The sequence below is a fragment of the Roseicyclus mahoneyensis genome (assembly GCF_003148775.1).
In the GTDB taxonomy this organism is placed as follows: domain Bacteria; phylum Pseudomonadota; class Alphaproteobacteria; order Rhodobacterales; family Rhodobacteraceae; genus Roseicyclus; species Roseicyclus mahoneyensis.
The window spans coordinates 672,369-695,755 of sequence record NZ_QGGW01000001.1 but is presented as its reverse complement, the minus strand read 5'-3'; the positions used below and the strand labels follow the sequence as shown (position 1 = coordinate 695,755).

The window sequence follows — 23,387 nt, the reverse complement described above, 5'->3', positions numbered from 1 at the left end:
CAATCAATCCTTCAAACATCCAACTCCTCCACAAATCGCGCGTTCTCCTGGATATACTGGAACCGCAACTCCGGCTTCTTGCCCATCAGACGCTCCACCAGATCGCCGGTCTCGCCCGGCGCGTCCTCGTCCACGCTCACCCGGATCAGTTTGCGCGTCGCGGGGTCCATCGTGGTGTCCTTGAGGTCTTTCGCGTCCATCTCGCCCAGACCCTTGAAGCGGCTGACGTCGATCTTGCCCTTGCCGCCGATGCCCTTGGCCATCCATTCGGCTTTTTCCACCTCGTCCAGACAATAGACGCGCTTGGCCCCTTGGGTCAGGCGGAAGAGCGGCGGGCAGGCCAGATACAGGTGCCCTGCGTCGATCATCGGGCGCATCTGGCTGAAGAAGAAGGTCATCAGCAGCGCCGCGATATGGGCGCCGTCGACATCGGCGTCGGTCATGATGATGACCTTGTCGTAGCGCAGATCCTCGATGTTGAACTTGGTGCCCATGCCGACGCCAAGCGCTTGGCAGAGATCGGAAATCTCGGTGTTCTGGCTCATCTTGTTGGAGGCCGCGCCCAGAACGTTGAGGATCTTGCCGCGGAGCGGCAGCAGGGCCTGGGTCTTGCGGTCGCGCGCCATCTTGGCGGAACCGCCCGCGCTGTCGCCTTCGACGATGAACAATTCCGTGCCGTCGCGGGCGGATTGGGAACAATCGACCAGCTTGCCGGGCAGGCGGAGTTTTTTGGTCGCAGTCTTGCGCGCGGTTTCCTTTTCGGCGCGGCGGCGCAGCCGTTCCTCGGCGCGCAGGACAAGGAAATCGAGGATTGCGCCGGCGGATTTGGTATTGGCCGCCAGCCAATTGTCAAAATGGTCGCGCACGGCACCCTCGACCATGCGGGCAGCCTCGGCCGTCGCAAGACGGTCCTTGGTCTGGCCCACGAATTCCGGCTCGGCGATGAAGCACGACACCAAAGCGCCCGCGCCCGAGACCAGATCGTCGCGGGTGATGTTGGCGGCCTTGCGGTTGTTGGACAATTCGCCGTAGCCGCGCACGCCTTTCAGGATCGCGGCCCAGAACCCTGCCTCATGCGTGCCGCCCTCGGGCGTGGGGACCGTGTTGCAATAGGATTGGATGAAGCCGTCGCGCGCGGGCGTCCAGTTGATCGCCCATTCGACATAGCCGGGCTGGTTGAAGCGGGACTGGAACTCCACCTTACCGGCGAAGGGGGTTTCCGCATAGGTCGCGGCGTTGCCCATTGTTTCGCGCAGGTAATCGGCAAGGCCGCCGGGGAAGTGGAACACGGCCTCGCGCGGGGTCTCAGTGTCGTCGATCTCGGTCTTCCAGCGAATCTCGACGCCGGAAAAGAGATAGGCCTTGGAGCGGACCATCTTCATCATCCGCGCGGGCTTGAACCGGTGCGAGCCGAAGATCTGCTCGTCTGGGTGGAAGGTGACGGTGGTGCCGCGGCGGTTGGCGACGGCGCCTGCCGAGCGGATGGGGCCTTGGGGGATGCCACGGGCGAATTCCTGCACGAACAGCTCGCGGTTGCGCGCGACCTCGACCCGCATGTGATCGGAGAGCGCGTTGACGACGGAGGCGCCGACGCCGTGCAGACCGCCGGAGGTCTGGTAGGCTTTCCCTGAGAATTTGCCGCCTGCGTGAAGGGTGCAGAGGATGACCTCCAGCGCGGATTTGTCGGGGAATTTCGGGTGCGGATCGACCGGGATGCCGCGACCATTGTCGCGGATGGTGACGGAGTAATCGGCGTGCAATTCAACCTCGATCCGGGAGGCGTGGCCCGCCACGGCCTCGTCCATCGAATTGTCGAGGACTTCGGCCACAAGGTGGTGCAGCGCGCGCTCGTCGGTGCCGCCGATATACATGCCGGGGCGTTTGCGGACAGGCTCCAACCCCTCCAGCACCTCGATGGAGGAGGCGTCGTAGGTTTGCGGGTCGGGCGTGCTGCTCAGCAGGTCATCGGCCATGGGATGGGGTGCCTCTGCTCTATATTGTGGGCGGTTGGGTGGATCATGGCAGGTTTGGGGGCGCGGGGAAAGGGGAGGGGGCGGGTGCAGGCCGCGCTGGCGGGCGCGGTTTGTTGACCTGGCTCAAGGTCGGGGCCGTTCGATGCGCGGTAGGGTTGCGGGATGACACCGAAACCAGCCTCGAAGGGACAGATACCGTGACTGATGTGATCGCCGACACCGGCGCGGCCCTTGCCGTGCCCGAACCCGCCAACGATGCCGTGCAGACGCCCGCCGAGCCTGGGCAGAAACCCGCGCCGCGCCGCCGCCCTGCGCCGACCGCGGCCGAGATCCGGCAGGCCTTCGAGACGGGCGAATACCCCTATGAGACGCGGCTGTCGCGCCGGAGCTACGAGGCGCAGAAGGCCAAGCTGCAGGCCGAACTGCTGAAGGTGCAGAAATGGGTGGGCGAAACGGGGCAAAAGATCGTGATGATCTTCGAGGGGCGCGATGCGGCGGGCAAGGGCGGCACGATCAAGCGGTTCACCGAGCATCTGAACCCGCGCGAGGCGCGCGTGGTGGCGCTGAACAAGCCCACCGATCAGGAACGCGGGCAATGGTATTTCCAGCGCTACGTCCAGCATCTGCCGACGGCGGGGGAAATGGTGCTTTATGACCGGTCGTGGTACAATCGCGCGGGCGTGGAGCGGGTGATGGGGTTTTGCGAGCCCAATGATTACCTCGAATTCATGCGCCAGACCCCCGATCTGGAGCGGATGCTGACGCGCTCGGGCATCAGGCTTTACAAATACTGGTTCTCGGTCACGCGAGATGAGCAGCGCCGCCGGTTTTTCAGCCGCGAGACCGATCCGCTGAAGCAGTGGAAGCTGTCGCCCATCGACCGCGCCAGCCTCGACAAATGGGATGATTACACCGAGGCCAAGGAGGCGATGTTCTTCTACACCGACACCGCCGATGCGCCCTGGACGGTGATCAAGTCCGACGACAAGAAACGCGCACGGCTCAACTGCATGCTGCATTTCCTCGACAGTCTGGACTACCCCGACAAGGATACCCGCGTGGTGCATGCGCCCGATCCGTTGATCGTGGGGCAGGCGGGGCATGTGATCCACAAGGCCGAGCACATTCTGGGCGCCTCGCTGCACCCCGAGACGCGGCGCGGGCGGCCAAAGGCCACTGCGTGACGCGAAAATCCCGAAGGCGCAGGGGGGTTGCGCTCTCGGGTTGCCGTCATGTCATTGGTTGCCCGGGCGTCTCAGAACAGGTCGTACATCACGCCGGTGCTGTCTGCAGTCCCGAAATAGTAATCGAAGATCTGCGCATCGATGATGTTGCGCTGGCGCGCAACCGAAGCCAAAGCGATCAGGGTCACTGCATCGTCTTGTGACAGGGTTCCATTCTCGATCGCCTCGATGCCGATGGCCATTGCATCGATGATGTCTTGGTTCATCATCTGGTTGGCGATCTCGAACAGATCCTCGGCATAGCTGGCGGTCGTGAAGCCAAGCGCGAAGGCCGGTTCGAAATGGGTGGGCGTGAAGCCGATGTAATTGTCGCTCATCTGCTGATTGCGCAACTCGGCGTCCATGCGCGAGACCATGGTCGATATACCGTCATTCAGCACGGCGACCGTCGCCAGAGCCATCGCCACGGCGGCCGAACTCAGGGCCGTCCAGTCGACTGTGACGGCGCCGCGCTCGTCTTGTATAAACCTGTGCAAGATGCCGGTCATCGGACCTACCGAATGGGAAAGCTCCGCGTTTGTTAGACCGCAAACCGGGCGGAAATGTGTCCGATTGTCATGAGAACCGGCAACAATCCCCGGACACATGGTAAACAACGGGTTAAGCCACGCGATCGGCGAAGGTTTGCTGCGCGCCCACGAACGGAGGTGGCGGGGATTGTGCAGGCCCTGCCCCGCGTCCTATCTGGGGGCATGTGTCACCGCATCCGCCGTTGTCTTGCGCCCTTTGTGGTCGCGCTTGCCGCCCTTGCGGGGCCGGCGGCGGGCCATCCGCATATCTTCGTCGACGCCGGGGTAACCGTTCTGCGCGACTCTGCGGGTCATGTTTCCGCCGTCGAGGTGACATGGCGCTATGACGAGTTGTATTCGCTGATCCTGACCGAGGATTATGGCCTCGATCCCGATTACGACCTGCAGTTGACCGAGGCTGAAGTGACCGAAATGCTGGGCTTCGATCTGAACTGGGGCAGCGGTTTTTCGGGTGGTCTTGTCCTGTTGCAAGCGGACAGGCCGCTCGATCTCGGCCCGCCCGAGCCGGTGTCGATGCGCCTGCTGGACACCGGCCAGATCGAGACCACCCATCGCCGCGCGGTTCACGGCGCAGCACCCGGCGGTCTGGTGGCGCAGATCTACGATCCGGAATTCTACATCGCCTTCGAGATGATCTTGCCCAACACCGTGGCCGGGGAACCGGGTTGCAGGGTCGATCTCATCCGCGCCGATCTTGATGCCGCCTATGCGGCCCTCGAGGCCGCGCTTGAGGCGATCGGCGGCGCGGTGGCGGCCGAGGACAATTTTCCGGCGGTGGGGGCGCTGTTCGCCGACCGGGTGGAGATCACATGCCCCGAATGATCGCCCTTGCCGCCGCGCTGCTGATCGTCGCGCTGGCCACGCTCGTGCTGTCGGGGGCAGACCGCGTGTTGCAGCTCTGGGCGCTCGAGGGGCAGCAGGTTGCCCAAAACGCCATGGCGCGGGGCTTGCGCGCGCTCCGGGCGGGCGAGCCCGCGGCGCTTGGCGGTTTCTTGGCGGTCTGCTTTGCTTACGGGTTTTTCCATGCGGCAGGTCCCGGTCATGGCAAGCTTTTGATCGGCGGCTACGGGGCAGCGCGTGCCGTGGGCGCGGCCCGGCTTTCGGCTGTGGCGCTGGCCTCGAGCCTCGCGCAGGGTGCGACCGCGGTGGCGCTGGTGGCGCTTGGGCTCTGGGTCTGGCAGCTGGGGCGCGAGCAGATGACCGCGATGGCCGACCGGCTTTTCGCCCCGCTCAGCTTTGGGGCCATCGCTTTGGTCGGGCTCTGGCTGGTCTGGCGCGGGCTGCGGGGCCTTTGGGCGGCTCGCAGGGTTGGCGCAGACCTCCATCACGACGCGCGCGCGCATCACCACCATGACCATGGCGATGACTGCGCCACCTGCGGCCATGTCCACACCCCCGATCCGGCCGCGCTGGCGCAGGCGACCGGCTGGCGCGACATCGCGGTTCTGGTGGGCGCGGTCGCCATCCGGCCCTGCACAGGCGCGCTTTTCGTGCTTATCTTGACCGCGCAGATGGGGATCTTTGCCGTCGGGATCATGGGCACGCTGGCGATGGCGCTTGGCACCGCCTCGGTGACCATCGCGGTGGCGATTGCCGCCGTGACCCTCAGGCGTGGCGTATTGGCGGGGTTTGCGGGGTCGGGCGTGCTGGCGCGCGCGCAGCCCATCCTCGAGATCGCGGTGGGCGCGCTGGTCGCGGTTCTGGCGAGCCAACTGGCGCTGGCCGCGCTCTAGCGACGCCTGCGGCTTGCCGGGCGCGCGCGGCGGGTCTAAGGGCAGGGCCATGACGTCCCTGTCCGCCCATCTCCGCGCCACCCTCAGTCTTGGCCTGCCTCTGATCGGCGGCATGCTGGCACAGATTGCCATCACCGTGACGGACACGGTGATGATGGGCTGGTATGGCGTGCCGGAACTGGCCGCCGTGGCGCTGGGGGGATCGTATTTCCATGTCGTTTTGATCCTTGGCATGGGGTTTGGCCTTGCCGTCATGCCGATGGTGGCAGCCGCGGCGGCCAATGACGACCGGCGGCAGGTGCGGCGGATCACCCGAATGGGCCTGTGGATCGCGCTGATCTTTTCGGCGCTGGTCATGCCGCTGTTCGTGTTCTCGGGGACCATCTTGCGCACGTTGGGGCAGTCTGAGGAAATCGCCACCATGGGCGAGATCTACCTGCGCATCGCGGGCTGGGGCATCGCGCCCGCCGTGGTGATGACGGTGCTGCGCAGCCATCTCTCGGCGCTCGATCATGCGCGGGTGGTGCTTTATGCGGTGCTGGCGGGGGCCTGTCTGAACGCGGGTCTGAACTGGCTCTTGATCTTCGGCAATCTGGGCGCGCCGGAATTGGGGATTGCGGGGGCGGCCTATGCCTCGATCGGGACGCAGGCGCTGATCGCGCTGGTGCTGGCGCTGCATGCGGGCCTGCACCGCGACCTCAAGCAAGACACGCTTTTCGCCCGCTTCTGGCGCCCTGATTGGGAGGCCTTCGCGCAGGTTTTCCGCCTCGGCTGGCCCATCGCACTGACGCTTTTGTCGGAATCGGGGCTGTTCATGGCGACGATGGTGATGATGGGCTGGCTGGGGCCGAACCCGCTGGCCGCCCATGGCATCGCGCTGCAGATCTGCTCGGTCACCTTCATGGTCCATATCGGCCTGAGCCAGGCCGCCACCGTGCGCGCGGGCCGGGCCTGGGGCACCGGCGACGTGGAGAACCTGCGGCTGGCCGCCATCGCCGCGCTGATCTTGTCGGGGGCCATGGTGGCGCTGACGATCCTGGGCTTCGTGCTGATCCCCGAGGCGCTGATCGGCCTCTTCCTCGATCCGGGCGACCCGCTCCGCCCCGAGATCCTGGCCCTTGGCGCAAGCCTGCTGATCGTCGCGGCGCTGTTCCAGTTGGCCGATGCGGGGCAGGTCATGGCGCTGGGCCTCTTGCGGGGGACGCAAGACACGCGCGTGCCGATGATCTACGCGCTGATCTCGTATTGGCTGCTGGGCCTGCCCGCGGCATGGGTCATCGGCTTTCCGCTCGGCTTCGAGGGGCCGGGGATCTGGTGGGGTCTTGTGGTTGGCCTAGCCTTCGCCGCAGGCCTGATGATGACGCGGTTCTGGCGGGGGCCCGCACGGCGACCGGTCGGCGCAGCGCCGGCCTGATCGCCTCTATCTATGCTTTCCAAATACTTAGGGGAGACGCCATCGGCCGCAAGGCCGATGGCGACGGGGCGGAGCCTCTTGCCGCTCTCAGCCCTCGGCGATGCCGGTCAGGATGCGCGCCCAGGCCCGCTGGCCGCGGTGAAAGCTGCTCAGATCGTATTTCTCGTTCGGGGAATGGATCGCGTCATCATCCTTGCCAAAGCCCGCCAGCAGCGAATCCATCCCGAGGATCTCCTTGAAATGGCCCGCCACCGGGATCGAGCCGCCGCCGCCGATGAAGGCGGCCTCGCCCGGCCATTCGAGCGACAGCGCCTTGCGCGCGATCTCGAAGGCGGGGTGGCCGATGTCCATCCGGCTGGCGGGCGAGGCGCCATGCGCCGTCCACGTCACCGTGCAATCGGTGGGCAGTTGCGCCTCGACCCAAGCCCGGAAGGCCGCGCGCAGCTTGAGCGGGTCCTGCGCGGCGACCAGCCGGAAAGAGACCTTGGCATGGGCCTGCGCGGGCAGCACGGTCTTGAAACCCGCGCCGGTGTAGCCGCCCCAGATGCCGTTGATTTCCGCGGTCGGGCGCGACCACAGCATTTCAAGCGGCATCCGCCCCGCCTCGCCTGCCGGTTGCGACTGTCCGACCTCGCCCAGAAAGGCGTTGGCATCGAAGTCGAGCGTCTGCCACTGCGTGCGCAGATCGTCGGAAATCTCGGCCACATCGTCATAGAACCCCGGCACCTGCACCCGGCCCTGGTCGTCGTGCAACCCGCCCAGAATGCGCGTCAAAACCCGGATCGGGTTCATCGCCATGCCGCCATACATCCCCGAATGCAGGTCGATGCGCGGGCCGGTGATGGTCATCTCCTCGCCCAGCATGCCGCGCAGCTGGGTGACGATGGCGGGCACGTCATCGGTGAACAGGCCGGTGTCGCAGATCAGCGCCAGATCGGCCTTGAGCGCGTCGCCATGCGCCTTGAGATAGGGGACGAGGGAGGGCGAGCCCGATTCCTCCTCACCCTCGAAGAAGACGGTGATCTTGCACGGCAGGCGGCCCGTCTCGGCCTTGATCGCCCGGCAGGCCTCGAGGAAGGTCATCAACTGCCCCTTGTCGTCGGCCGCCCCGCGCGCGCGGATCACCTTTCCCTTTGGGGTGTCTTGCAAGGCGGGGTCGAACGGGTCGCGGTCCCACAGCGACAGCGGGTCGACCGGCTGCACGTCGTAATGCCCGTAGAACAACAGATGCGGCCCCGGTCCGTCGATCTGGCCCATCACCATGGGATGGCCCGGGGTGTCATGCACCTGTGCGTCGAAGCCGATGGTCGCCAGATCGTCGCGCAGCCACTCCGCCGCCCGGCGCACATCGGTTGCAAAGGCCGGATCGGTCGAGATCGACGGGATGCGCAGCAACTCGAACAGGCGCGCGGTGGCGGCGTCGAGATCGGCATCGAGACGGGCGAGGATGGCGTCGAGCGACATGGGGTATCTCCGGTCAGGCCAGGGGGTGCGCGCGACACTGGCCCGTAGGGCCGGGGAATGTCCAGCGGTTGCCGGGCGGCACGCGCTTGGGTATGAAGCGGGCCAGACGGCGGCTGGAACCCGAGGGAGAGATATCATGGCCAGAGCTAAACCTGCCCGTATCTGTGCCGCGCTTTTCGGCTTGGCCATTGGTCTGCCTGCCGCGGCGCAAGACCTGCCCGGCCTGCGCGATGCCCGCGATCTGGTCTTTGCCGAGGACGGGGCGGTCGAATGGCAGGTGTTTCCCGATGCCAGCCTTTCGCCCGCCGATATCGCCACGCTCGAGCAGATCAACCTGATCCAGCCGCAGCCCTATTATGCCGCGATGGCGATCCATCCGGCATCGGGTCTGGCCTCGCCGCGCACCTCGCTTGCGGCCAATTACCACGACGAGGACAATGCGCGCGCCGCCGCCCTTGCGGCCTGTGGCGAGGCGTGCGTCGTCGTCATGGTGATCCGACCCGAGGGCTGGCAGCCGGGGCGGGCGCTGCAATTGTCGGCCGAGGCGACGGCGGCGCTAGCCGATGACTACCGCGCGCTCGCGCGACGCGCGCGCGCCATGGCGATCAGCCCCGCGACCGGGCAATGGGGCATCGGCGAGAGCCCGGCGGCGGCCATCGCGGCCTGCGGCGCCGAAGATTGTCGCGCCGTGATCGAGGGTTAGGCACGGCGAGGGGTGCGACACGGAAGATTGACTCAGGTCAATGTCCGGAGCGCGGCAATTTGTAACTTGGTCGTCACACGCCCTGCGCCTTAAGTGTGCGGGGAGCTAAGAGCCATGAGCCTGTCGGCCGTTCTACGCAGCGGGATGGTCGGGAAGGGGAGACAGCCAGTGAACTACGATACCGCACTCGACACCGCCTTGGGCCGTCTTCACAGCGAAGGGCGTTACCGCACCTTCATCGACATCGAACGTCGCCGCGGCAACTTTCCCCATGCGGTCTGGAAAAAGCCCGACGGCACCGAGCAAGGCATCACCGTTTGGTGCGGCAATGACTATCTGGGCATGGGCCAGCATCCGGTCGTTCTGTCCGCCATGCACGAGGCGCTGGAGGCCACCGGCGCGGGGTCAGGCGGCACGCGCAACATCTCGGGCACGACGGTCTATCACAAGCGGCTGGAGGCAGAGCTGTCGGACCTGCATGGCAAGGAGGCGGCGCTGGTCTTCACCTCGGCCTATATCGCCAATGACGCGACGCTGAGCACGCTGCCGCTGCTGTTTCCGGGGCTGATCATCTATTCGGACGAATTGAACCACGCCTCGATGATCGAGGGCATCCGCCGCAACGGCGGCTCCAAGCGTATCTTCAAGCACAACGATCTCAAGGACTTGCGCGCCAAACTTGCGGCGGACGATCCTGCCGCGCCCAAACTGATCGCCTTTGAGTCGGTCTATTCGATGGATGGCGATTTCGGCCCCATCGCCGAGATCGTCGCGCTGGCCGAGGAATTCGGCGCGCTGACCTATCTCGACGAGGTGCATGCCGTCGGCATGTACGGCCCGCGCGGTGGCGGCGTGGCCGAGAAACTGGGCCTGATGGACCGCATCGACATCATCAACGGCACGCTGGGCAAGGCCTATGGCGTGATGGGCGGCTATATCGCAGCCAGTGCGAAAATGTGTGACGCCGTGCGCAGTTACGCCCCGGGCTTCATCTTTACCACCTCGATCCCGCCCGCCGTTGCGGCCGGTGCCGCGGCCAGTGTGCGCCACCTCAAGACCGACCAGAGCTTGCGCGACCTGCATCAGGAACGGGCCAAGGTGCTCAAGCTGCGGCTCAAGGGCATGGGCCTGCCGATCATCGATCACGGCAGCCACATCGTGCCCGTCATCGTGGGTGACCCGGTGCACACAAAGAAGATCTCGGACATGTTGCTGACCGAGTTCGGCATCTATGTGCAGCCGATCAACTATCCCACTGTGCCGCGCGGGACGGAACGCCTGCGTTTCACGCCCTCGCCGGTGCATGACCCGCGGTCGATGGATGCGCTGGTGCATGCGATGGACGCACTCTGGAGCCATTGTGCGCTGAATCGCGCCGAGATGTCGGCGTGACGATTTCTGCTGGTGCAACATTGCTTTTGACCGTGGTAAGCGTCGGATGAAGCGACGGCTATTGGGGAATCACCTGTCCTTCGCGTAAGATCTAGTGAAATGCTGCCGCAGACACACCACATGATGGGTGACATGCGAGTGGCGCAGGGGGCAGGGCATTCATGGCGCACGACCACGGCCAGTCGAAGGGACAGGAAACCGCCGCAGCGGTTGCCGCCCGATCGGCCATAGGTGGTTTTGATGGTTATGACGTCACCGATGTGGCGCTCGGCGATCTGATGCGCGGCGAGCGGGCGACGCTTGGCAAGTCGCTCCTCGATGTCGAGCGCGAACTCAAGATCCGCGCCGCCTATATCGCGGCCATCGAGAACGGGGATGTCGGCGCTTTCTCCTCGCCCGGTTTCATCGCCGGATATGTGCGCTCCTACGCGCGGTATCTCGCCATGGATCCGGAATGGACCTTCCGCCGCTTCTGCGAGGAGACAGGTTTTTATGGCGTCCACGGGCCTTCGGCGCAGCAGGCCCGCGACGCCAAGCGCATGATCAGCGACGCTCCCCCGCGCAAGCTTGATCCCAATGAGGTCATAAAGGGCGCGCGCATCAGCTTTGCCCCCAAGCGCGACAGCCTTTTGTCGGGGGTGGAGCCGGGCGCGCTGGGGTCCTTTGCCGTGCTGATCGCGGTGGTGATGGGTCTGGGCTACGGGGCTTGGGCCATCTTGCATGACATCCAGCGCCTGCAGATCGCCCCGGTTGATCAAGCGCCGCTGCCTCTGGCACAGCTTGATCCGCTGGCCGGTGCGACCGACGGGGCTTTTGCCGCGCCGCAGGGCTTCGACATCGCCATGCCAGGGCCGGATACATTGGGGCGTCTGTACCGCCCTGAAGCGCTCGAGGCGCCGGTGTTGACGCCGCGTGACGGGGCGCTGGCGACCCTTGATCCTGACGAAGTCGGTACGCTGGGCGGTCTGGACCGCGCTTCGTCGCGTGAGGCACCGCGCCTCGTGGCGGCGGCAGGGGGTGTTGAGGCCGACGAACCCGCCGCGGCAAGCCCTGTGCAGGTCACCGCCGCGCGCCGCGAAGAGCTTGTGGTCTTTGCCGTCCGCCCGTCATGGGTGCGCGTCACCTCGGCCTCGGGGGCGACCTTGTTCGAGGGCACGCTCAATCGCGGTGACAGCTACACCGTGCCCATTGCCGAGCAGGCACCGCGCCTGCGGTCGGGCAATGCGGGATCGGTCTATTTCGCGGTGAACGGCGTCACCATGGGCCCTGCCGGACCCGGTGCCACCATCGCGCGCGACGTGGAATTGTCGGCCGATGCGATCAGCGCGAATTTCGCCATGGCCGATGCGCAGGCCGACCCCGATCTGCCCGATGTGGCCGCGCTTGTCCTGTCTGTGGACGGGACCCAGTAACGCAGGCGCGCCGCGCCCGTTGTTCCCAGCGCCCGACCCGGCTATCTTGCGCAAAAGTCACGTCAAGACCGACGCAAAGGCCGATCATGTCCCACAATCCCATCCGCCCCTGGCGCAACATCGACCGCCGCAAGAGCCGCCAGATCCATGTCGGCTCCGTGCCCGTGGGCGGCGACGCTCCGATCAGCGTGCAGACGATGACCAACACGCTGACCACGGATGTCGCGGGAACCATCGGCCAGATCCAGCGCTGCGCCGAGGCTGGCGCCGATATCGTGCGTGTCTCGGTGCCCGACGAGGCCAGCGCCAAGGCGCTGAAGGAGATCGTGCGCGAAAGCCCGGTGCCGATCGTGGCCGACATCCATTTCCACTACAAGCGCGGCATCGAGGCCGCCGAGGCGGGCGCGGCCTGCCTGCGGATCAACCCCGGCAACATCGGCGACGAAAAGCGCGTGCGCGAGGTCATCAAGGCCGCGCGCGACCATAATTGTTCCATCCGGATCGGGGTGAACGCGGGCAGTCTGGAAAAGCACCTGCTCGACAAATACGGCGAGCCTTGCCCAGATGCGATGATCGAAAGCGGGCTCGATCATATCCGCATCTTGCAAGACAATGACTTCCATGAATTCAAGATCAGCGTGAAGGCCTCGGATGTGTTCATGGCGGCGGCCGCCTATCAGGGGCTGGCCGAGGCGACGGACGCCCCGATCCATCTGGGCATCACGGAGGCTGGCGGCCTGATGACCGGCACGATCAAATCGGCGATCGGGCTGGGCAACCTTTTGTGGATGGGCATCGGCGACACGATCCGCGTCTCGCTGTCGGCCGATCCGGTGGAAGAGGTCAAGGTCGGCTTCGAGATCCTGAAATCGCTGGGCCTGCGCCACCGGGGCGTCAACATCATCTCCTGCCCCAGCTGTGCGCGGCAGGGCTTTGACGTCATCAAGACGGTCGAGGCGCTGGAAAAACGTCTGGAACACATCAAGACGCCGATGTCGCTCTCGATCATCGGCTGTGTGGTGAACGGCCCCGGCGAGGCACTGATGACCGACGTGGGCTTTACCGGCGGCGGGGCCGGGTCGGGCATGGTCTATCTGGCGGGCGCGCAAAGCCACAAGTTGTCGAACGATGGCATGATCGAGCATATCGTCGAACAGGTGGAAAAGAAGGCCGCCGAGATCGAAGCCGCCCGTGCTGCCGAGGCGCAGGCTGCCGAATAGGCTTGATTTGCCGTTGCGAGGCCGAGGAGGGGCGGCTATACCGCGCCAGAGCTGCACCCGTAGCTCAGCTGGATAGAGCGCTGCCCTCCGAAGGCAGAGGCCAGGGGTTCGAATCCCTTCGGGTGCGCCATTTTTCTCTCGCAAATGTTTTCGTCTGTGGGCTCAGGGAGCCCTGCTTTTTTCTGAGGCAAGTTCAAACCTCCCGATGCTCGTCTGATCCGGTAGACTTAGGCAGTCCTGCAAAAGCATCGTTCTTTGCCAAAACAGCCCGCCTTTGCCGGTCTTCGCGACGCGATGAAGACGTAGCAGACGCGGCGGGAAAAGGCGGTGGCGCGCGACCCCGAGATGCCGTCGATCACGAAGGGCAATGACTGGTATTTTGGAATGACGGCGCACATCGGCGTCGAAGCCGACAGAGGGGTGACCCACAGCCTGGAGACCTCGACGGCGAAACTGCACGACACTCATGTCTGGGACGCAGTGCTGCACGGCGAGGAAACCGCGGGCTGGGCCGGCAAAGGTTGTGTCAGTGCCGAGCGTGAGGCCGCGTTCAAGGCATCGGGCAAGGTTTGGGGTGTGATGCGCAAGGCTCCGAACGGCGGCCCGCTGCACCCGCTGTACGACCGGATCAATCGCAACAATGCCATGGTCAGGGCACGCGGCGCGCATCCCTTCCGCGTGATCAAACGCCAGTTCGGCCATGTGAAGTCCCGCTACCGCGGACTGGCCAGGAACCGAGCCCAGCTGTTTACGCTCGGAAATCTGTTCCTCGTGCAACGGAGGTTGATCGCGCGATGACGAGTCTGCCAGACAACCGCCAGACCGCCGACATGACGGTCCTGAACCGGCGAGACCGCGCTGTAAAACAGCGTTGGCCGCCGGCCATGGAGATCAAGCCGCCACCTCGGCGCAGTCGAACGCGTGGGTCAGATGTTCCTTGAGTGTCTGCGATGCGCGACAAAGCGGTTGTTCAGGCGCAAATCAGCTGGGCGAACAAAAGGGATACCACAGCCACGGCACGAGAAAGCGCGGCAACGTGACCTGTGGCGTGGACCCCATCCTTTCCGTCACTTTCGTGCCATCGCGATCGCGGCATGTTCAATCACGTCACGCAGGCGCATCACCGATGTGCCGCCGCAATGCGACTCGCGACGGCATTGGTCGAGAAAATCATTGAGGGCGAATGGACCATCCAGCACCTGTCGCAAGGTAACCTCCTTCAGATAGGGTGACTGCCTGAACTTTTGCCGCAGTGGCACATTCGGGTATGCCACGGTCAAGAGCTTCAAGATGGTCCAGTCTTCTGATGGAACGGCAAAATCGACATGTTCCGGGGTCGGTGCATGTCCTGTGTTGCTTCCACGTGTCATCTCTCGCTCCGCTGGCTAGCTCGGGTAAATGTCGCTCGTCTGGTGGCGACCTGTCTTCCAACATGCCATGACAGGTATCATGTAGGGTTTTGTAGGGTAAAGTTGTCTTAAGTTTTCGGGTGATCGATCCGGCATTGAGCGCTTGGACCAAGGGTTGCTTCAATGTATCGGGCCTGATGTCGGCTTTGATTCATCGGACCATGACCCAGAATATCAGCACGATTGCCCCCTTTTTCGACCTGCCCCGAAGCGGCGTTTTTCATCGCTTTCGCATCCTGTTGATCGCATTGGCTCTGCTGGTGCCGTTGTCCGCGGTGCCAGCCCGGGCCGAGCTGATCCAGAGTGTCGGATTGATGGTCGACGAGTCCGCGATGCTGGACTTCGACGCTGTGACGCATGCACCATTTCGACCTGTCGGTCCGATCATGAGGATTGGCTACACCTCCTCGAACATCTGGTTGCGTTTGCGGATCAATCCCGCCCCGGATGGGGGCGAGGTGGTGGTGATGGTTCAGCCGCCCATGTTGGACAGCGTGAGCTTTTTCGCGCCGACCACGTCCGAGCCCGGTACTGTCCCGCGCGGGGATCATCCTGAGTATCGTGTGATCGAACCCGATTGGCCGTCGGCCTTGCGCGGCTACAGCATCACGCCCCCCGCGGGTGGGGCCGATTATTACGTCAGGATTGAATCGACCGGAACGATCGCCGCCGATGTCACGGCCATCCCGCTTCCGGCGGCGGTCCGGCTGACTTTGCTTACAGATTTCGGGCAGATCGCGTATCTTGGCTTTCTGCTGGTGTTGCTGCTATGGTCGCTCCGGATGCTGGCGTTCACACGTGAACACCTGTTCGGCTGGTTCGCGGCGATGCAGAGTTTGTGGTTGTTCCACAATATCATCGCCTTTGGATATGCATCGGTATTCTCAGGCATCCTCGATTACGACACGCTGACACTGGTCTACAGGAACTTGGTGATCGCGGCGTCCTTGCTGTCGGTGGCCTTTCATCGCGCGGTCCTGATCCGGTTTCGTCCCGCGTTTCTGGCCGTCAGACTTCTGGACCTGCAACTTGCGGTCATGCTGATCGCCTTCATTCTTTTCTGGACCTTCGACCGCCAGCTTGCGCTTCGGCTCAACGCCTTTTGCGTCGCCGCCACCCCGTTCATCCTGTTGCTCAACGCGTTCACGGCCCGTGCTGAGGCATCGCCCGGCTTGATGACGATGCGGATAGTCTATGCCTTTCTCTCAGCCACGCTTTTGACATGGGTCTTTGCGATGCTGGGCTTTGGAACTCTCATCTTCTTGTCGTTCTACGGATTCATGGTCCATGGGTTGAGCACGGGCATCCTCATGTTCATCATCTTGCATCTGCACGTGCGAAACCTGATCGCGGCCGCCAAGCAGGCCGAGGCCCAGATACGTGCCATCGAACAGGAACGTGTCGTGCAACAGGAAAAAACCCATACCCTTGCCCAATTCATCGACATGCTGACCCATGAGACCCGCAACGCACTTGCGGTGATCAACATGTCGCTGTCGCGGCCCACCATCTCGGACCGTCAACGCGCCCGTGTGGCGGATGCGATCCTGGGGCTGACGGGAGTGATTGACCGTTGCAATCAGACCATCCGTCTTGACAGTGACGATCAGGCGATCGCGATGGAACCCTGCGACTTGGCCGATCTTGTGCAAAGGTTGTGCGACAGCCATCTGGAACGCGACCGCCTGCGTGCCCGCGCAAAAGGCCCGCTGCTCGTCAAGAGCGATCCAGTGCTGCTGGGCGTCGTGTTCAGCAACCTGATCGACAATGCTCTGAAATATTCCCCCCCAGAATCCATCGTCACGGTGGCCCTCGACGCGGGCCCGGACAGTGTCTCGGTCCTCGTTGAGAACGAACAGGGCAGTTACGGGTGCCCCGACCCGTTGCTGGTTTTTGACAAGTATTACCGAAGCCAATTTGCCAAAGCGCGGATCGGATCGGGGCTTGGCCTCTACATCGTGCGTGGTTTGCTGGGAAATCTTGGGGGTACAGTGACCTATGAGCCGACCGACGACCTTGTCCGCTTCAGGGTCCGGGTCCCATGCTGAACATCATCATCGTCGAGGATAACGGTGCGCTGCGCGAGTCGCTGATCGACATCATGGCAGCCGAAGGGCATGCGGTGGAGGGGTTCGACAGTGCCGAGGCGTTTTGGAGCGGGGGCAACATCGAGACCGTCGATATCTTGATCCTCGACCTGAACCTGCCGGGCGAGGATGGTATTTCCATCGCCCACCGGGCGCGGGCCGACCATCCCGGCGTGGGCATCGTGATGCTGACGGCCCGAGACGCGCCAGACGAGCGGCGGATCGGGTATGAAAGCGGAGCAGACATCTATCTGACCAAGCCCAGTTCCCCGCCCGAGCTGACCTCCTCGGTCGAAGCGCTTGCGCGGCGTCTGAAGCAGTTCAGGCCAGAGCCGAAGACATTGATCCTGGATTGCAGCACCATGACGCTTTCGGGACCGACGAACCGGGTTGCGCTCTCTGCCGCGGAAGTCGAAATTTTGGCCGAGTTTTCCCGCGCTCCGGACCACCGTCTGGAAATCAGCCGAATTGCCAGCCTGATCGGAGGGAATACCGAGCTGAGCAAAGCTGCGATCGAAGTCAGGATCGTGCGCCTCCGGAAGAAACTGATGGCAGCCGGGATATCCGGGCAGCCGATCAAAGCCATTCGCAACCACGGCTATCAGATATTGCACCGTATCGACGTTGTGTGATCGCCCCACACTTTGCACGCGGCAGGATCGCGCCCTTGCCATCAAATCGGTTGATGTTCTTCACACAGGCCGGTTCAATACGAGGCCACGGCAAACGCGTGGCTTCCAGACGTCGGCTGATACCTTCGAACGAGCCGTTGCGCTGACCGATTGAACCCAGCGCGGCCTTCTTCGCGAACGAGGGATGTTGATGACCTTCGGCGTCATCGATGCGCAGAAGGCCAGCTTTCCGATCAGCAAGATGTATCGGCCCCTCGGGGTCGGCCAGAGCGGGGTCTTCGCCTGGCAGGAACGGCCTGCCTGCCGCCGCCAGCAGCAGGACATGAACCATCTCGCGCATCAACCGCATCGCCTTCGCGCTGTCGAGCGGCACCAATGGCAGTCCGCGCATGCACCGCGACCTCGTGGAGAAATGGCATGAGTTCGGGCGGCATCGCACAGCGCGGCTGACGCGGGAGAATCATCTGATCGCGCGGCAAAACGGGCGGTTCAAACGGAGGATGAACAGCGAGCATGCCTGCCCTGTCGCGCCGAAGCTCGTGGCGCAGGACGTCACGGCAGAAGGCCCTGACACGAAGTGGGAGGCTGACATCTCCTGCATTTGGACGTCAGAGGGCTGGCTCAACCTCACCTTCTTCAAGACCAGCAAGTCGGAGCTCATCAGGCCGGTTGCCCGGCAATCCCGCCAGCAGGCCGAAAACGCCGTCGCCAGATACATCAACGGGTTCTATAACCCCGTCAGGAGGCATTCATCGTTCGACTTTCAAAGCCCCATCGCCTTCGAGCGAAAAGCCCGGGCCGTGAGCCAAATGGTCTGCACAAAAGGCGGGCAAGTCCACTGTGCAGGCGGGCAACGGACGATCGGTTGGGCGGCAGCCCCTGATCGACCAAGCTCTAGGCTTGGGCCGCGCACATGTCCGGGCGTCGTCACGGCGTGAGGGGCGTCTCGCTCGCGTGAGCCGCTTTTCTGTCTGATCTGGACCCGGGTCATGCACCGGAGGGAAGCTTGGTGATGGAGGCCATTTTCATGTGCGCTATGTGTGCAGTGAGTCGTCGAAACGGGGGATATTCGGGGCTATCAGGGCGTAGTCTGGCGTGGACACCACTTGTGCCAACGGATTGAAGATGCAAGAAAAATGACAGAAAATCAATCACATAGGCTATCGGTTGCGCCCATGATGGACTGGACCGACCGGCATTGTCGGTATCTGCACCGCCTCATGTCGGCGCGCGCGCTTCTCTATAGCGAGATGGTGACGGCACCAGCCGTGATCCACGGGGACCGCGACAGGCTTTTGGCGTATGACATGGCCGAACACCCAGTGGCGCTGCAACTCGGAGGGTCCGATCCGGCGGAGCTGGTGCAGGCCACGCGCGCGGCGGCAGACTACGGCTATGACGAGATCAACCTCAACGTCGGCTGCCCGTCCGACCGGGTGCAGTCAGGCTGTTTCGGCGCCGTGCTGATGGAGCGCCCCGCGCTGGTGGCCGAATGTGTCGCCGCCATGATCGCGGCAAGCCCTGTAGAGGTGACGGTTAAGTGCCGGATCGGCGTCGATGATCAGGTCCCCGAGGAGGTGCTGCCTGCCTTTCTCGAAACCGTCTCCGCCGCGGGTGTCAGCAGCTTTTCCATCCATGCCCGCAAAGCCTGGCTGCAGGGGCTCAGCCCCAAGGAGAACCGGGATATCCCGCCGCTGGACTATGCGCTTGTCCATGCGATGAAGCGGGATTTCCCGCATCTGCACCTGTCGATCAACGGGGGCATCACCACTTTGGCCGAGGCGCAGGCGCATCTGGCTGCAGGCATGGACGGCGTCATGATCGGGCGTGCGGCGTATCACACGCCGGCCGAGATCTTGCTGACCGCGGACCGCGACATCTTTGGTGACATGACCCCGCCCAAGACCGCCGACCGGGTCGCGCGCGAGATGCTGCCCTATATCGAGGCGCATCTGGTGGCGGGCGGGCGGCTCCATCAGGTCACACGGCACATGCTGGGGCTTTTTGCCGGGCGGCCCGGCACACGGGGCTGGAAACGCTACCTGAGCGAAAACGCCCATCGTGACGGTGCGGGTCCCGAGGTCGTCGAACGCGCCCTGGCCGAGGTGACGCAGCGCGCGGCCTAGCGGCGCGAGATCACCGGACCCGCTGCCCCGATCTCGATGGCGTCGCGCGGGCGCATCTTGCGATAGACCAAGAACATGACCTTGACGCCGGTCATCTTGACCGTCAGCAGCCCTTCGAACAGCAGATCGAAAGACGCGGGGATCAGGGCGAAGGGCCTGGGCGGGGTGCGCAGGGCGTCCGCGTCCGCCAGCTGCAATTCCAGCAGCATGAAGATCACGCAGATCGTCATCCAGACCGGAAAAACCGCAGGCCGCGGACCGATGGCACGGTCGCCTTGCCGCGTGATCCACAGGCGCAGGACCAGCCAGACCGGGCCCAGAAACAGCACCCAGGTAAAGACGCCGGGCAAGACGGCGACGAAAGCGTCGGTGTCGAACCAGGCGCGCAGCGCCGTGGCGAAGGGGCGGTTTTCGTCCAGCGCGGCCATATGGGCGGGCAAGAATACCAAGGTCACCGTCAGACCACCGGCCAGCTATGCGTAAAGCCATGCGAACAGCCGCAGTGCGCGCAGACCGGTGACGGGCGTCATAGGTCGGCGGCCCGACCTGTCCTTTAAGGCTTCAGCCCTCGAGCCCGCGTTTCAGCCGCGCGACCCGTCCGCCCCGGCGTTGGCTCAGCGCCGCGCGCCGGTCGGGCAGGGCGGCCATCACGCCGCGCCGCGCCTCGGGCGTCATGCGCGACCATTGCGTGATCTCGTCGATGGAGCGCAGGCAGCCGGTGCAGATCCGCGCCTCGGGGTGGACGACGCAGATCTTGATGCAGGGGCTTTCGATCTCGTCGCGTGTCCAGATGTCATCTGTCATGGAATCCAGCCCGCAAATGCCTGAGCCGGTCGAGGGCTCCTTGCAAGATATAGCCTGCCGCGACCGCGTCGATCACCTCTGCGCGACGTTTTCGCGACGTATCCGCCTCCAGCAGTGCCCTTTCTGCCGCAACAGTACTGAGCCGCTCGTCCCAAAAGGCGATCGGCACCCCGTCAAAGGCGGGCAGCCGTGCAAGGTTGCGGGCAAAGGCACGGGTCGATTGGGCGCGCGGCCCCTCGGATCCGTCCATGTTGGCGGGCAGGCCCAGAACGATGCCGCAAAGCTCGCGCCCGGCAAGAATGACCGCCAGCCGCGCGGCATCTTCGGTGAATTTCACCCGCTTGACCGTCTCGAGCGCGCTGGCCGCCGACAACAGCCGGTCCGACACCGCGACGCCGATGGTCTTGGTGCCAAGGTCGAGACCCATCAGCCCGCGCCCGGGGGGCAGGGCGGCGGCGAAATCGGCGATATCCTCGCAGATCACTCCGCCGGTCCGGTCAGGGGCGCGGCGGCGGCCTCGAGCAGGCGCAGCGCGTCGGGGTTTTCGGCAAAGACGCCGCGTCCCTCGTCGTAGATCGCCTGCGCCTGTTCGGTGCGGCCCAGCACGATCTGCGCACCGATCAGGCGGGCCCATTCGTCGGGTGTGCCGCCCTCGGTCGCCAGACGGCTGCTCAGGCTTGCCACCATGCTTTCGACCATGGCCTGACGGTCCTCGGGCGACATGTCCTCGGCTGCGGCCAGATCGGCGGCACTGGGGCCGCGCGGGGCGGCGGGTTGCGGCAATTCGGCCTGCGAGCCGGTCACGCCCGCCAGAAAGGCGATCTCTTCGATCTGGAGCAAGATCGGCTCGACCCAGGGCGCGTCGATGGTGCTGTCGCCCAGAAGGTTGCGCCAGATCGGAAAGGCGAGGTCAGGGCGGCCCTGCTGGGCATACATCAGCCCCGCGTAATACCGCCCGGTGCCGTTGCGCGGATCGAGATTGAGACCCCGCACCAGCGCCGTCTCGGCCTCGGGCGAGACATAGCCACCGGCGGCGAGGATCATCATTTCGGCAAGGTCGATGTGGTGAAACGCGCCCGCCTCGTCGCCCAGAACGTCGATCAGCCGCTGTTGCGCGATGCGGGCGGCGCGGAAATTGCCCAAGGCGGCCTCGTTCGTGGCCAACAGGCTCAGGCCCTGCGCATCGTCGGGGCGCTGTTCCATGATGGTGCGCAGCTGCGCCACCAGTTCCTCGCGGCGCGGGTCGGGGGGCAGCCCCTCGCGGAAGGGGACCTGTTCCTCGGCCTGGTCCTGGGGCGGGCGTGTGGCGCGGGCCTGTTCGACCAGATCTATCCGGGTCGCGATGGGAAGGTCTGGATAGCCCGGCGCGCCGATCTGCAGGTAGACTGCGAAGGCCGTGGCCACCGTCGCCAGAAGCCCCGCACCAAGGATCACCCTGTCCGTGCCGCTGGCGCGCGCCTCGTCGGCCTTGGCGCTTTGCAAGGCACGGTCGGCCTCCAGCAGGCGGCGCGACACCTCGGTGCGGGCGCGGGCCGCGTCCTCCTCGGTCAGGATGCCGCGGGCGATGTCCTTTTCGACCTCGCGCAACTGGTCGCGGTAAACCTGCAGGTCATAGGCTGCCGACGGCACCGATACCTTGCGCGGGCGCAGCACGGCCAGCATCAGCACCAGCATCACCAACACCGAAAATGCCCCTGTCGCGATCCAGAAACCCATTGCCTTGCGCGCCCTTGCCAATTGTCGGTCGCCTTCACATAAGCGCTTGCGCGCGTCGGGAAAACCCGGGGCTTTGCCGCAGGCCCGAGACATTCTGCCCCTGCGTCGCAATTTGCACGGATGTGGTCGCGCGCAGTATGATGGGCGCACGTATCCTGCCCCACATCGGGCAGGCAGTCACAAGGGGGCAGTCCAATGCGCCGCTATTCCGCCTTCGCCATCGCGCGCGAAGCGCTCCGCCATCACGAGGGGTGGGACCGCGCGTGGCGCAGCCCCGCGCCGAAAGCCCGCTATGACGTGGTGATCGTCGGGGCAGGGGGGCATGGTCTGGCGACGGCCTACTATCTTGGGAAAAACCACGGCATCCGCAACGTGGCCGTGATCGAAAAGGGCTGGCTTGGCGGTGGCAATACCGGCCGCAACACGACGATCATCCGCTCGAACTACCTGCAAGACCCCTCGGCCGCGATCTACGAGAAATCCCGCAGCCTGTATGAAACGCTGAGCCAGGACCTGAACTACAACGTCATGTTCAGCCCCCGCGGCGTCATGATGCTGGCCCAGACCGAACACGAGATCCGGGGCTACCAGCGCACGGCACATGCCAATGCCCTGCAAGGCGTGGCGACCGAGTTCATCAGCCGCCAAAAGGTGAAAGAGCTGTGTCCGATCATCAACATCGATGGGCCGCGCTATCCCGTCCTTGGCGCGCTGTGGCAGCCGCGCGGCGGCACCGCGCGCCATGACGCGGTCGCCTGGGGCTATGCGCGGGCCTGTTCCGACATGGGGATGGACATCATCCAGCAGACCGAGGTGACGGGCGTCACCCGCGAGGGTGGGCGCGTGACGGGCGTGGAGACGACCAAGGGCCCCATTGCCTGCGGCAAGCTTGGCATCGTGGTGGCGGGCCATTCCGGTGTCATGGCCGAGCGCGCGGGCTTCCGCCTGCCGATCGAGAGCGTGGCGTTGCAGGCGCTGGTCTCCGAACCGATCAAGCCGGTGATGGACGTGGTCGTGATGGCCAACACGGTCCATGGCTACATGAGCCAGTCCGACAAGGGCGAGATGGTCATAGGCGGCGGCGCCGACGGTTACAACAACTACACCCAGCGCGGATCTTTCCACCATGTCGAGGAAACCGTGCGCGCGCTGGTCGAAACCTTCCCGATCATCTCGCGGCTCAAGATGCTGCGCTGGTGGGGCGGCATCGTCGACATGACCGGCGACCGCTCGCCCATCATCTCGAAAACTCCGGTCGAGGGGGTTTTTGTCAACTGTGGCTGGGGCACCGGCGGGTTCAAGGCCATTCCCGGCTCGGGCTGGGCCATGGCCGAGTTGATGGCCAAGGGCCATTCGCCGCTGGCGGAGGCCTTCTCGCTCGACCGCTTTCGCGAGGGGCGCTTCATTGATGAGTCCGTGGCGGCAGGGGTGGCGCATTGATGCGCATGATCTCGCGGACAGAAAATTGCGTTTGGGCGGGATCTTGCCGGATTGCCGCGCGAATCGCTGTCAAGGGTCCCATGCAGGG

General features: G+C 64.6%; 23 protein-coding genes and 1 tRNA gene. 15 read left to right on the top strand and 9 right to left on the bottom strand.

Going from position 1 to position 23,387, the window contains the following annotated elements; all coding sequences use genetic code 11:
• Nucleotides 1-11 precede the first annotated feature (11 nt).
• Entirely contained in the window at nucleotides 12-1,973 is a 1,962-nt protein-coding gene (gene parE / locus C7455_RS03430) for a DNA topoisomerase IV subunit B (protein WP_109665410.1), read from the bottom strand.
• Nucleotides 1,974-2,233: 260 nt separating this feature from the next.
• Between parE and ppk2 the strand changes: the two genes are divergently transcribed.
• Nucleotides 2,234-3,157: a polyphosphate kinase 2 gene (gene ppk2, locus C7455_RS03425; protein WP_245904224.1), complete on the top strand. Its 924-nt coding sequence runs from the start codon at nucleotides 2,234-2,236 to the stop codon at nucleotides 3,155-3,157.
• Nucleotides 3,158-3,228: 71 nt separating this feature from the next.
• Here ppk2 and C7455_RS03420 read toward each other — a convergent pair whose 3' ends face one another.
• The gene (locus C7455_RS03420; protein ID WP_109665408.1) at nucleotides 3,229-3,705 is read right to left on the bottom strand and encodes a hypothetical protein; all 477 of its coding nucleotides are present in this window, start codon (nucleotides 3,703-3,705) and stop codon (nucleotides 3,229-3,231) included.
• A 204-nt stretch (nucleotides 3,706-3,909) separates the two neighbouring features.
• Between C7455_RS03420 and C7455_RS03415 the strand changes: the two genes are divergently transcribed.
• Genes C7455_RS03415 through C7455_RS03405 form a run of 3 tightly spaced genes read left to right on the top strand, consistent with a single transcriptional unit; the run spans nucleotide 3,910 to nucleotide 6,894 of the window.
• Complete coding sequence (locus tag C7455_RS03415) at nucleotides 3,910-4,569, top strand: DUF1007 family protein (RefSeq protein ID WP_170118983.1); 660 nt, start codon at nucleotides 3,910-3,912, stop codon at nucleotides 4,567-4,569.
• On the top strand, nucleotides 4,557-5,480 hold the full coding sequence (locus C7455_RS03410; protein ID WP_109665405.1) for a nickel/cobalt transporter: 924 nt from the start codon (nucleotides 4,557-4,559) through the stop codon (nucleotides 5,478-5,480). Before C7455_RS03415 ends, C7455_RS03410 begins: the two co-directional genes overlap by 13 nt.
• A gap of 49 nt (nucleotides 5,481-5,529) precedes the next feature.
• The gene (locus C7455_RS03405) at nucleotides 5,530-6,894 is read left to right on the top strand and encodes an MATE family efflux transporter (protein WP_109665403.1); all 1,365 of its coding nucleotides are present in this window, start codon (nucleotides 5,530-5,532) and stop codon (nucleotides 6,892-6,894) included.
• Nucleotides 6,895-6,981: 87 nt separating this feature from the next.
• Here the strand turns inward: C7455_RS03405 and C7455_RS03400 are convergent, their stop codons facing one another.
• Nucleotides 6,982-8,358: a M20/M25/M40 family metallo-hydrolase gene (locus C7455_RS03400; RefSeq protein WP_109665402.1), complete on the bottom strand. Its 1,377-nt coding sequence runs from the start codon at nucleotides 8,356-8,358 to the stop codon at nucleotides 6,982-6,984.
• A gap of 136 nt (nucleotides 8,359-8,494) precedes the next feature.
• On the opposite strand from C7455_RS03400, the gene C7455_RS03395 reads away from it, so the two are divergent.
• The 6 genes from C7455_RS03395 (at nucleotide 8,495) to C7455_RS03370 (ending at nucleotide 13,883) form a co-directional block, all read left to right on the top strand.
• Nucleotides 8,495-9,061, top strand: a complete 567-nt coding sequence (locus C7455_RS03395; RefSeq protein WP_146199913.1) for a 5-aminolevulic acid synthase — start codon at nucleotides 8,495-8,497, stop codon at nucleotides 9,059-9,061.
• Nucleotides 9,062-9,229: 168 nt separating this feature from the next.
• The gene (gene hemA / locus C7455_RS03390; RefSeq protein ID WP_109665398.1) at nucleotides 9,230-10,453 is read left to right on the top strand and encodes a 5-aminolevulinate synthase; all 1,224 of its coding nucleotides are present in this window, start codon (nucleotides 9,230-9,232) and stop codon (nucleotides 10,451-10,453) included.
• Nucleotides 10,454-10,614: 161 nt separating this feature from the next.
• On the top strand, nucleotides 10,615-11,865 hold the full coding sequence (locus tag C7455_RS03385; RefSeq protein ID WP_109665397.1) for a helix-turn-helix domain-containing protein: 1,251 nt from the start codon (nucleotides 10,615-10,617) through the stop codon (nucleotides 11,863-11,865).
• 86 nt (nucleotides 11,866-11,951) lie between these two features.
• The gene (ispG, locus tag C7455_RS03380) at nucleotides 11,952-13,085 is read left to right on the top strand and encodes a flavodoxin-dependent (E)-4-hydroxy-3-methylbut-2-enyl-diphosphate synthase (protein ID WP_109665395.1); all 1,134 of its coding nucleotides are present in this window, start codon (nucleotides 11,952-11,954) and stop codon (nucleotides 13,083-13,085) included.
• Nucleotides 13,086-13,138: 53 nt separating this feature from the next.
• A tRNA-Arg gene (locus C7455_RS03375) sits at nucleotides 13,139-13,215 on the top strand.
• 197 nt (nucleotides 13,216-13,412) lie between these two features.
• On the top strand, nucleotides 13,413-13,883 hold the full coding sequence (locus C7455_RS03370) for a hypothetical protein (protein WP_109665393.1): 471 nt from the start codon (nucleotides 13,413-13,415) through the stop codon (nucleotides 13,881-13,883).
• 269 nt (nucleotides 13,884-14,152) lie between these two features.
• On the opposite strand, the gene C7455_RS03365 is transcribed toward C7455_RS03370, so the two are convergent.
• Entirely contained in the window at nucleotides 14,153-14,455 is a 303-nt protein-coding gene (locus C7455_RS03365) for a hypothetical protein (protein ID WP_109665391.1), read from the bottom strand.
• Nucleotides 14,456-14,655: 200 nt separating this feature from the next.
• Here C7455_RS03365 and C7455_RS03360 point away from each other — a divergent pair, with 200 nt between their 5' ends.
• Together C7455_RS03360 and C7455_RS03355 are read left to right on the top strand one after the other, a co-directional pair.
• Complete coding sequence (locus tag C7455_RS03360; RefSeq protein ID WP_170118982.1) at nucleotides 14,656-16,542, top strand: sensor histidine kinase; 1,887 nt, start codon at nucleotides 14,656-14,658, stop codon at nucleotides 16,540-16,542.
• Complete coding sequence (locus tag C7455_RS03355) at nucleotides 16,536-17,213, top strand: response regulator transcription factor (RefSeq protein WP_109665388.1); 678 nt, start codon at nucleotides 16,536-16,538, stop codon at nucleotides 17,211-17,213. Before C7455_RS03360 ends, C7455_RS03355 begins: the two co-directional genes overlap by 7 nt.
• Here C7455_RS03355 and C7455_RS19815 read toward each other — a convergent pair.
• Nucleotides 17,158-17,604: a hypothetical protein gene (locus C7455_RS19815; RefSeq protein ID WP_146199911.1), complete on the bottom strand. Its 447-nt coding sequence runs from the start codon at nucleotides 17,602-17,604 to the stop codon at nucleotides 17,158-17,160. The two genes, C7455_RS03355 and C7455_RS19815, sit on opposite strands and share 56 nt — an antisense overlap.
• On the opposite strand from C7455_RS19815, the gene C7455_RS03345 reads away from it, so the two are divergent.
• On the top strand, nucleotides 17,603-18,151 hold the full coding sequence (locus C7455_RS03345) for an IS3 family transposase (protein ID WP_109665385.1): 549 nt from the start codon (nucleotides 17,603-17,605) through the stop codon (nucleotides 18,149-18,151). The two genes, C7455_RS19815 and C7455_RS03345, sit on opposite strands and share 2 nt — an antisense overlap.
• Before the next feature lie 198 nt (nucleotides 18,152-18,349).
• A complete protein-coding gene (gene dusA / locus C7455_RS03340) occupies nucleotides 18,350-19,339 on the top strand; it encodes a tRNA dihydrouridine(20/20a) synthase DusA (RefSeq protein WP_109665383.1) in 990 nt (329 codons plus the stop codon).
• Here the strand turns inward: dusA and C7455_RS03335 are convergent.
• The 4 genes from C7455_RS03335 to ccmI all read right to left on the bottom strand — a co-directional run bounded on the left by C7455_RS03335 (nucleotide 19,336) and on the right by ccmI (nucleotide 21,859).
• Entirely contained in the window at nucleotides 19,336-19,794 is a 459-nt protein-coding gene (locus tag C7455_RS03335; protein WP_170118981.1) for a hypothetical protein, read from the bottom strand. The genes dusA and C7455_RS03335 overlap by 4 nt on opposite strands.
• A 106-nt stretch (nucleotides 19,795-19,900) precedes the next feature.
• On the bottom strand, nucleotides 19,901-20,143 hold the full coding sequence (locus C7455_RS03330; RefSeq protein WP_109665379.1) for a DUF1289 domain-containing protein: 243 nt from the start codon (nucleotides 20,141-20,143) through the stop codon (nucleotides 19,901-19,903).
• Nucleotides 20,133-20,627, bottom strand: coding sequence for a Holliday junction resolvase RuvX (ruvX, locus tag C7455_RS03325; RefSeq protein WP_109665378.1), 495 nt, complete (start codon nucleotides 20,625-20,627; stop codon nucleotides 20,133-20,135). Before ruvX ends, C7455_RS03330 begins: the two co-directional genes overlap by 11 nt.
• A complete protein-coding gene (ccmI, locus tag C7455_RS03320) occupies nucleotides 20,624-21,859 on the bottom strand; it encodes a c-type cytochrome biogenesis protein CcmI (RefSeq protein WP_109665376.1) in 1,236 nt (411 codons plus the stop codon). Before ccmI ends, ruvX begins: the two co-directional genes overlap by 4 nt.
• 195 nt (nucleotides 21,860-22,054) lie before the next feature.
• Between ccmI and C7455_RS03315 the strand changes: the two genes are divergently transcribed.
• Entirely contained in the window at nucleotides 22,055-23,299 is a 1,245-nt protein-coding gene (locus C7455_RS03315; protein WP_109665375.1) for a sarcosine oxidase subunit beta family protein, read from the top strand.
• Nucleotides 23,300-23,387 lie beyond the last annotated feature (88 nt).

What these genes read in the sequence shown, in the direction of transcription:
- parE (WP_109665410.1), bottom strand. Translation starts at nt 1,973, where the DNA reads ATGGCCGATGACCTGCTGAGCAGCACGCCCGACCCGCAAACCTACGAC.
- C7455_RS03420 (WP_109665408.1), bottom strand. Translation starts at nt 3,705, where the DNA reads ATGACCGGCATCTTGCACAGGTTTATACAAGACGAGCGCGGCGCCGTC.
- C7455_RS03415 (WP_170118983.1), top strand. Translation starts at nt 3,910, where the DNA reads ATGTGTCACCGCATCCGCCGTTGTCTTGCGCCCTTTGTGGTCGCGCTT.
- C7455_RS03410 (WP_109665405.1), top strand. Translation starts at nt 4,557, where the DNA reads ATGCCCCGAATGATCGCCCTTGCCGCCGCGCTGCTGATCGTCGCGCTG.
- C7455_RS03405 (WP_109665403.1), top strand. Translation starts at nt 5,530, where the DNA reads ATGACGTCCCTGTCCGCCCATCTCCGCGCCACCCTCAGTCTTGGCCTG.
- C7455_RS03400 (WP_109665402.1), bottom strand. Translation starts at nt 8,358, where the DNA reads ATGTCGCTCGACGCCATCCTCGCCCGTCTCGATGCCGATCTCGACGCC.
- C7455_RS03395 (WP_146199913.1), top strand. Translation starts at nt 8,495, where the DNA reads ATGGCCAGAGCTAAACCTGCCCGTATCTGTGCCGCGCTTTTCGGCTTG.
- C7455_RS03385 (WP_109665397.1), top strand. Translation starts at nt 10,615, where the DNA reads ATGGCGCACGACCACGGCCAGTCGAAGGGACAGGAAACCGCCGCAGCG.
- ispG (WP_109665395.1), top strand. Translation starts at nt 11,952, where the DNA reads ATGTCCCACAATCCCATCCGCCCCTGGCGCAACATCGACCGCCGCAAG.
- C7455_RS03365 (WP_109665391.1), bottom strand. Translation starts at nt 14,455, where the DNA reads ATGACACGTGGAAGCAACACAGGACATGCACCGACCCCGGAACATGTC.
- C7455_RS03360 (WP_170118982.1), top strand. Translation starts at nt 14,656, where the DNA reads ATGACCCAGAATATCAGCACGATTGCCCCCTTTTTCGACCTGCCCCGA.
- C7455_RS03355 (WP_109665388.1), top strand. Translation starts at nt 16,536, where the DNA reads ATGCTGAACATCATCATCGTCGAGGATAACGGTGCGCTGCGCGAGTCG.
- C7455_RS03345 (WP_109665385.1), top strand. Translation starts at nt 17,603, where the DNA reads ATGCACCGCGACCTCGTGGAGAAATGGCATGAGTTCGGGCGGCATCGC.
- C7455_RS19815 (WP_146199911.1), bottom strand. Translation starts at nt 17,604, where the DNA reads ATGCGCGGACTGCCATTGGTGCCGCTCGACAGCGCGAAGGCGATGCGG.
- dusA (WP_109665383.1), top strand. Translation starts at nt 18,350, where the DNA reads ATGACAGAAAATCAATCACATAGGCTATCGGTTGCGCCCATGATGGAC.
- C7455_RS03330 (WP_109665379.1), bottom strand. Translation starts at nt 20,143, where the DNA reads ATGACAGATGACATCTGGACACGCGACGAGATCGAAAGCCCCTGCATC.
- ccmI (WP_109665376.1), bottom strand. Translation starts at nt 21,859, where the DNA reads ATGGGTTTCTGGATCGCGACAGGGGCATTTTCGGTGTTGGTGATGCTG.
- C7455_RS03315 (WP_109665375.1), top strand. Translation starts at nt 22,055, where the DNA reads ATGCGCCGCTATTCCGCCTTCGCCATCGCGCGCGAAGCGCTCCGCCAT.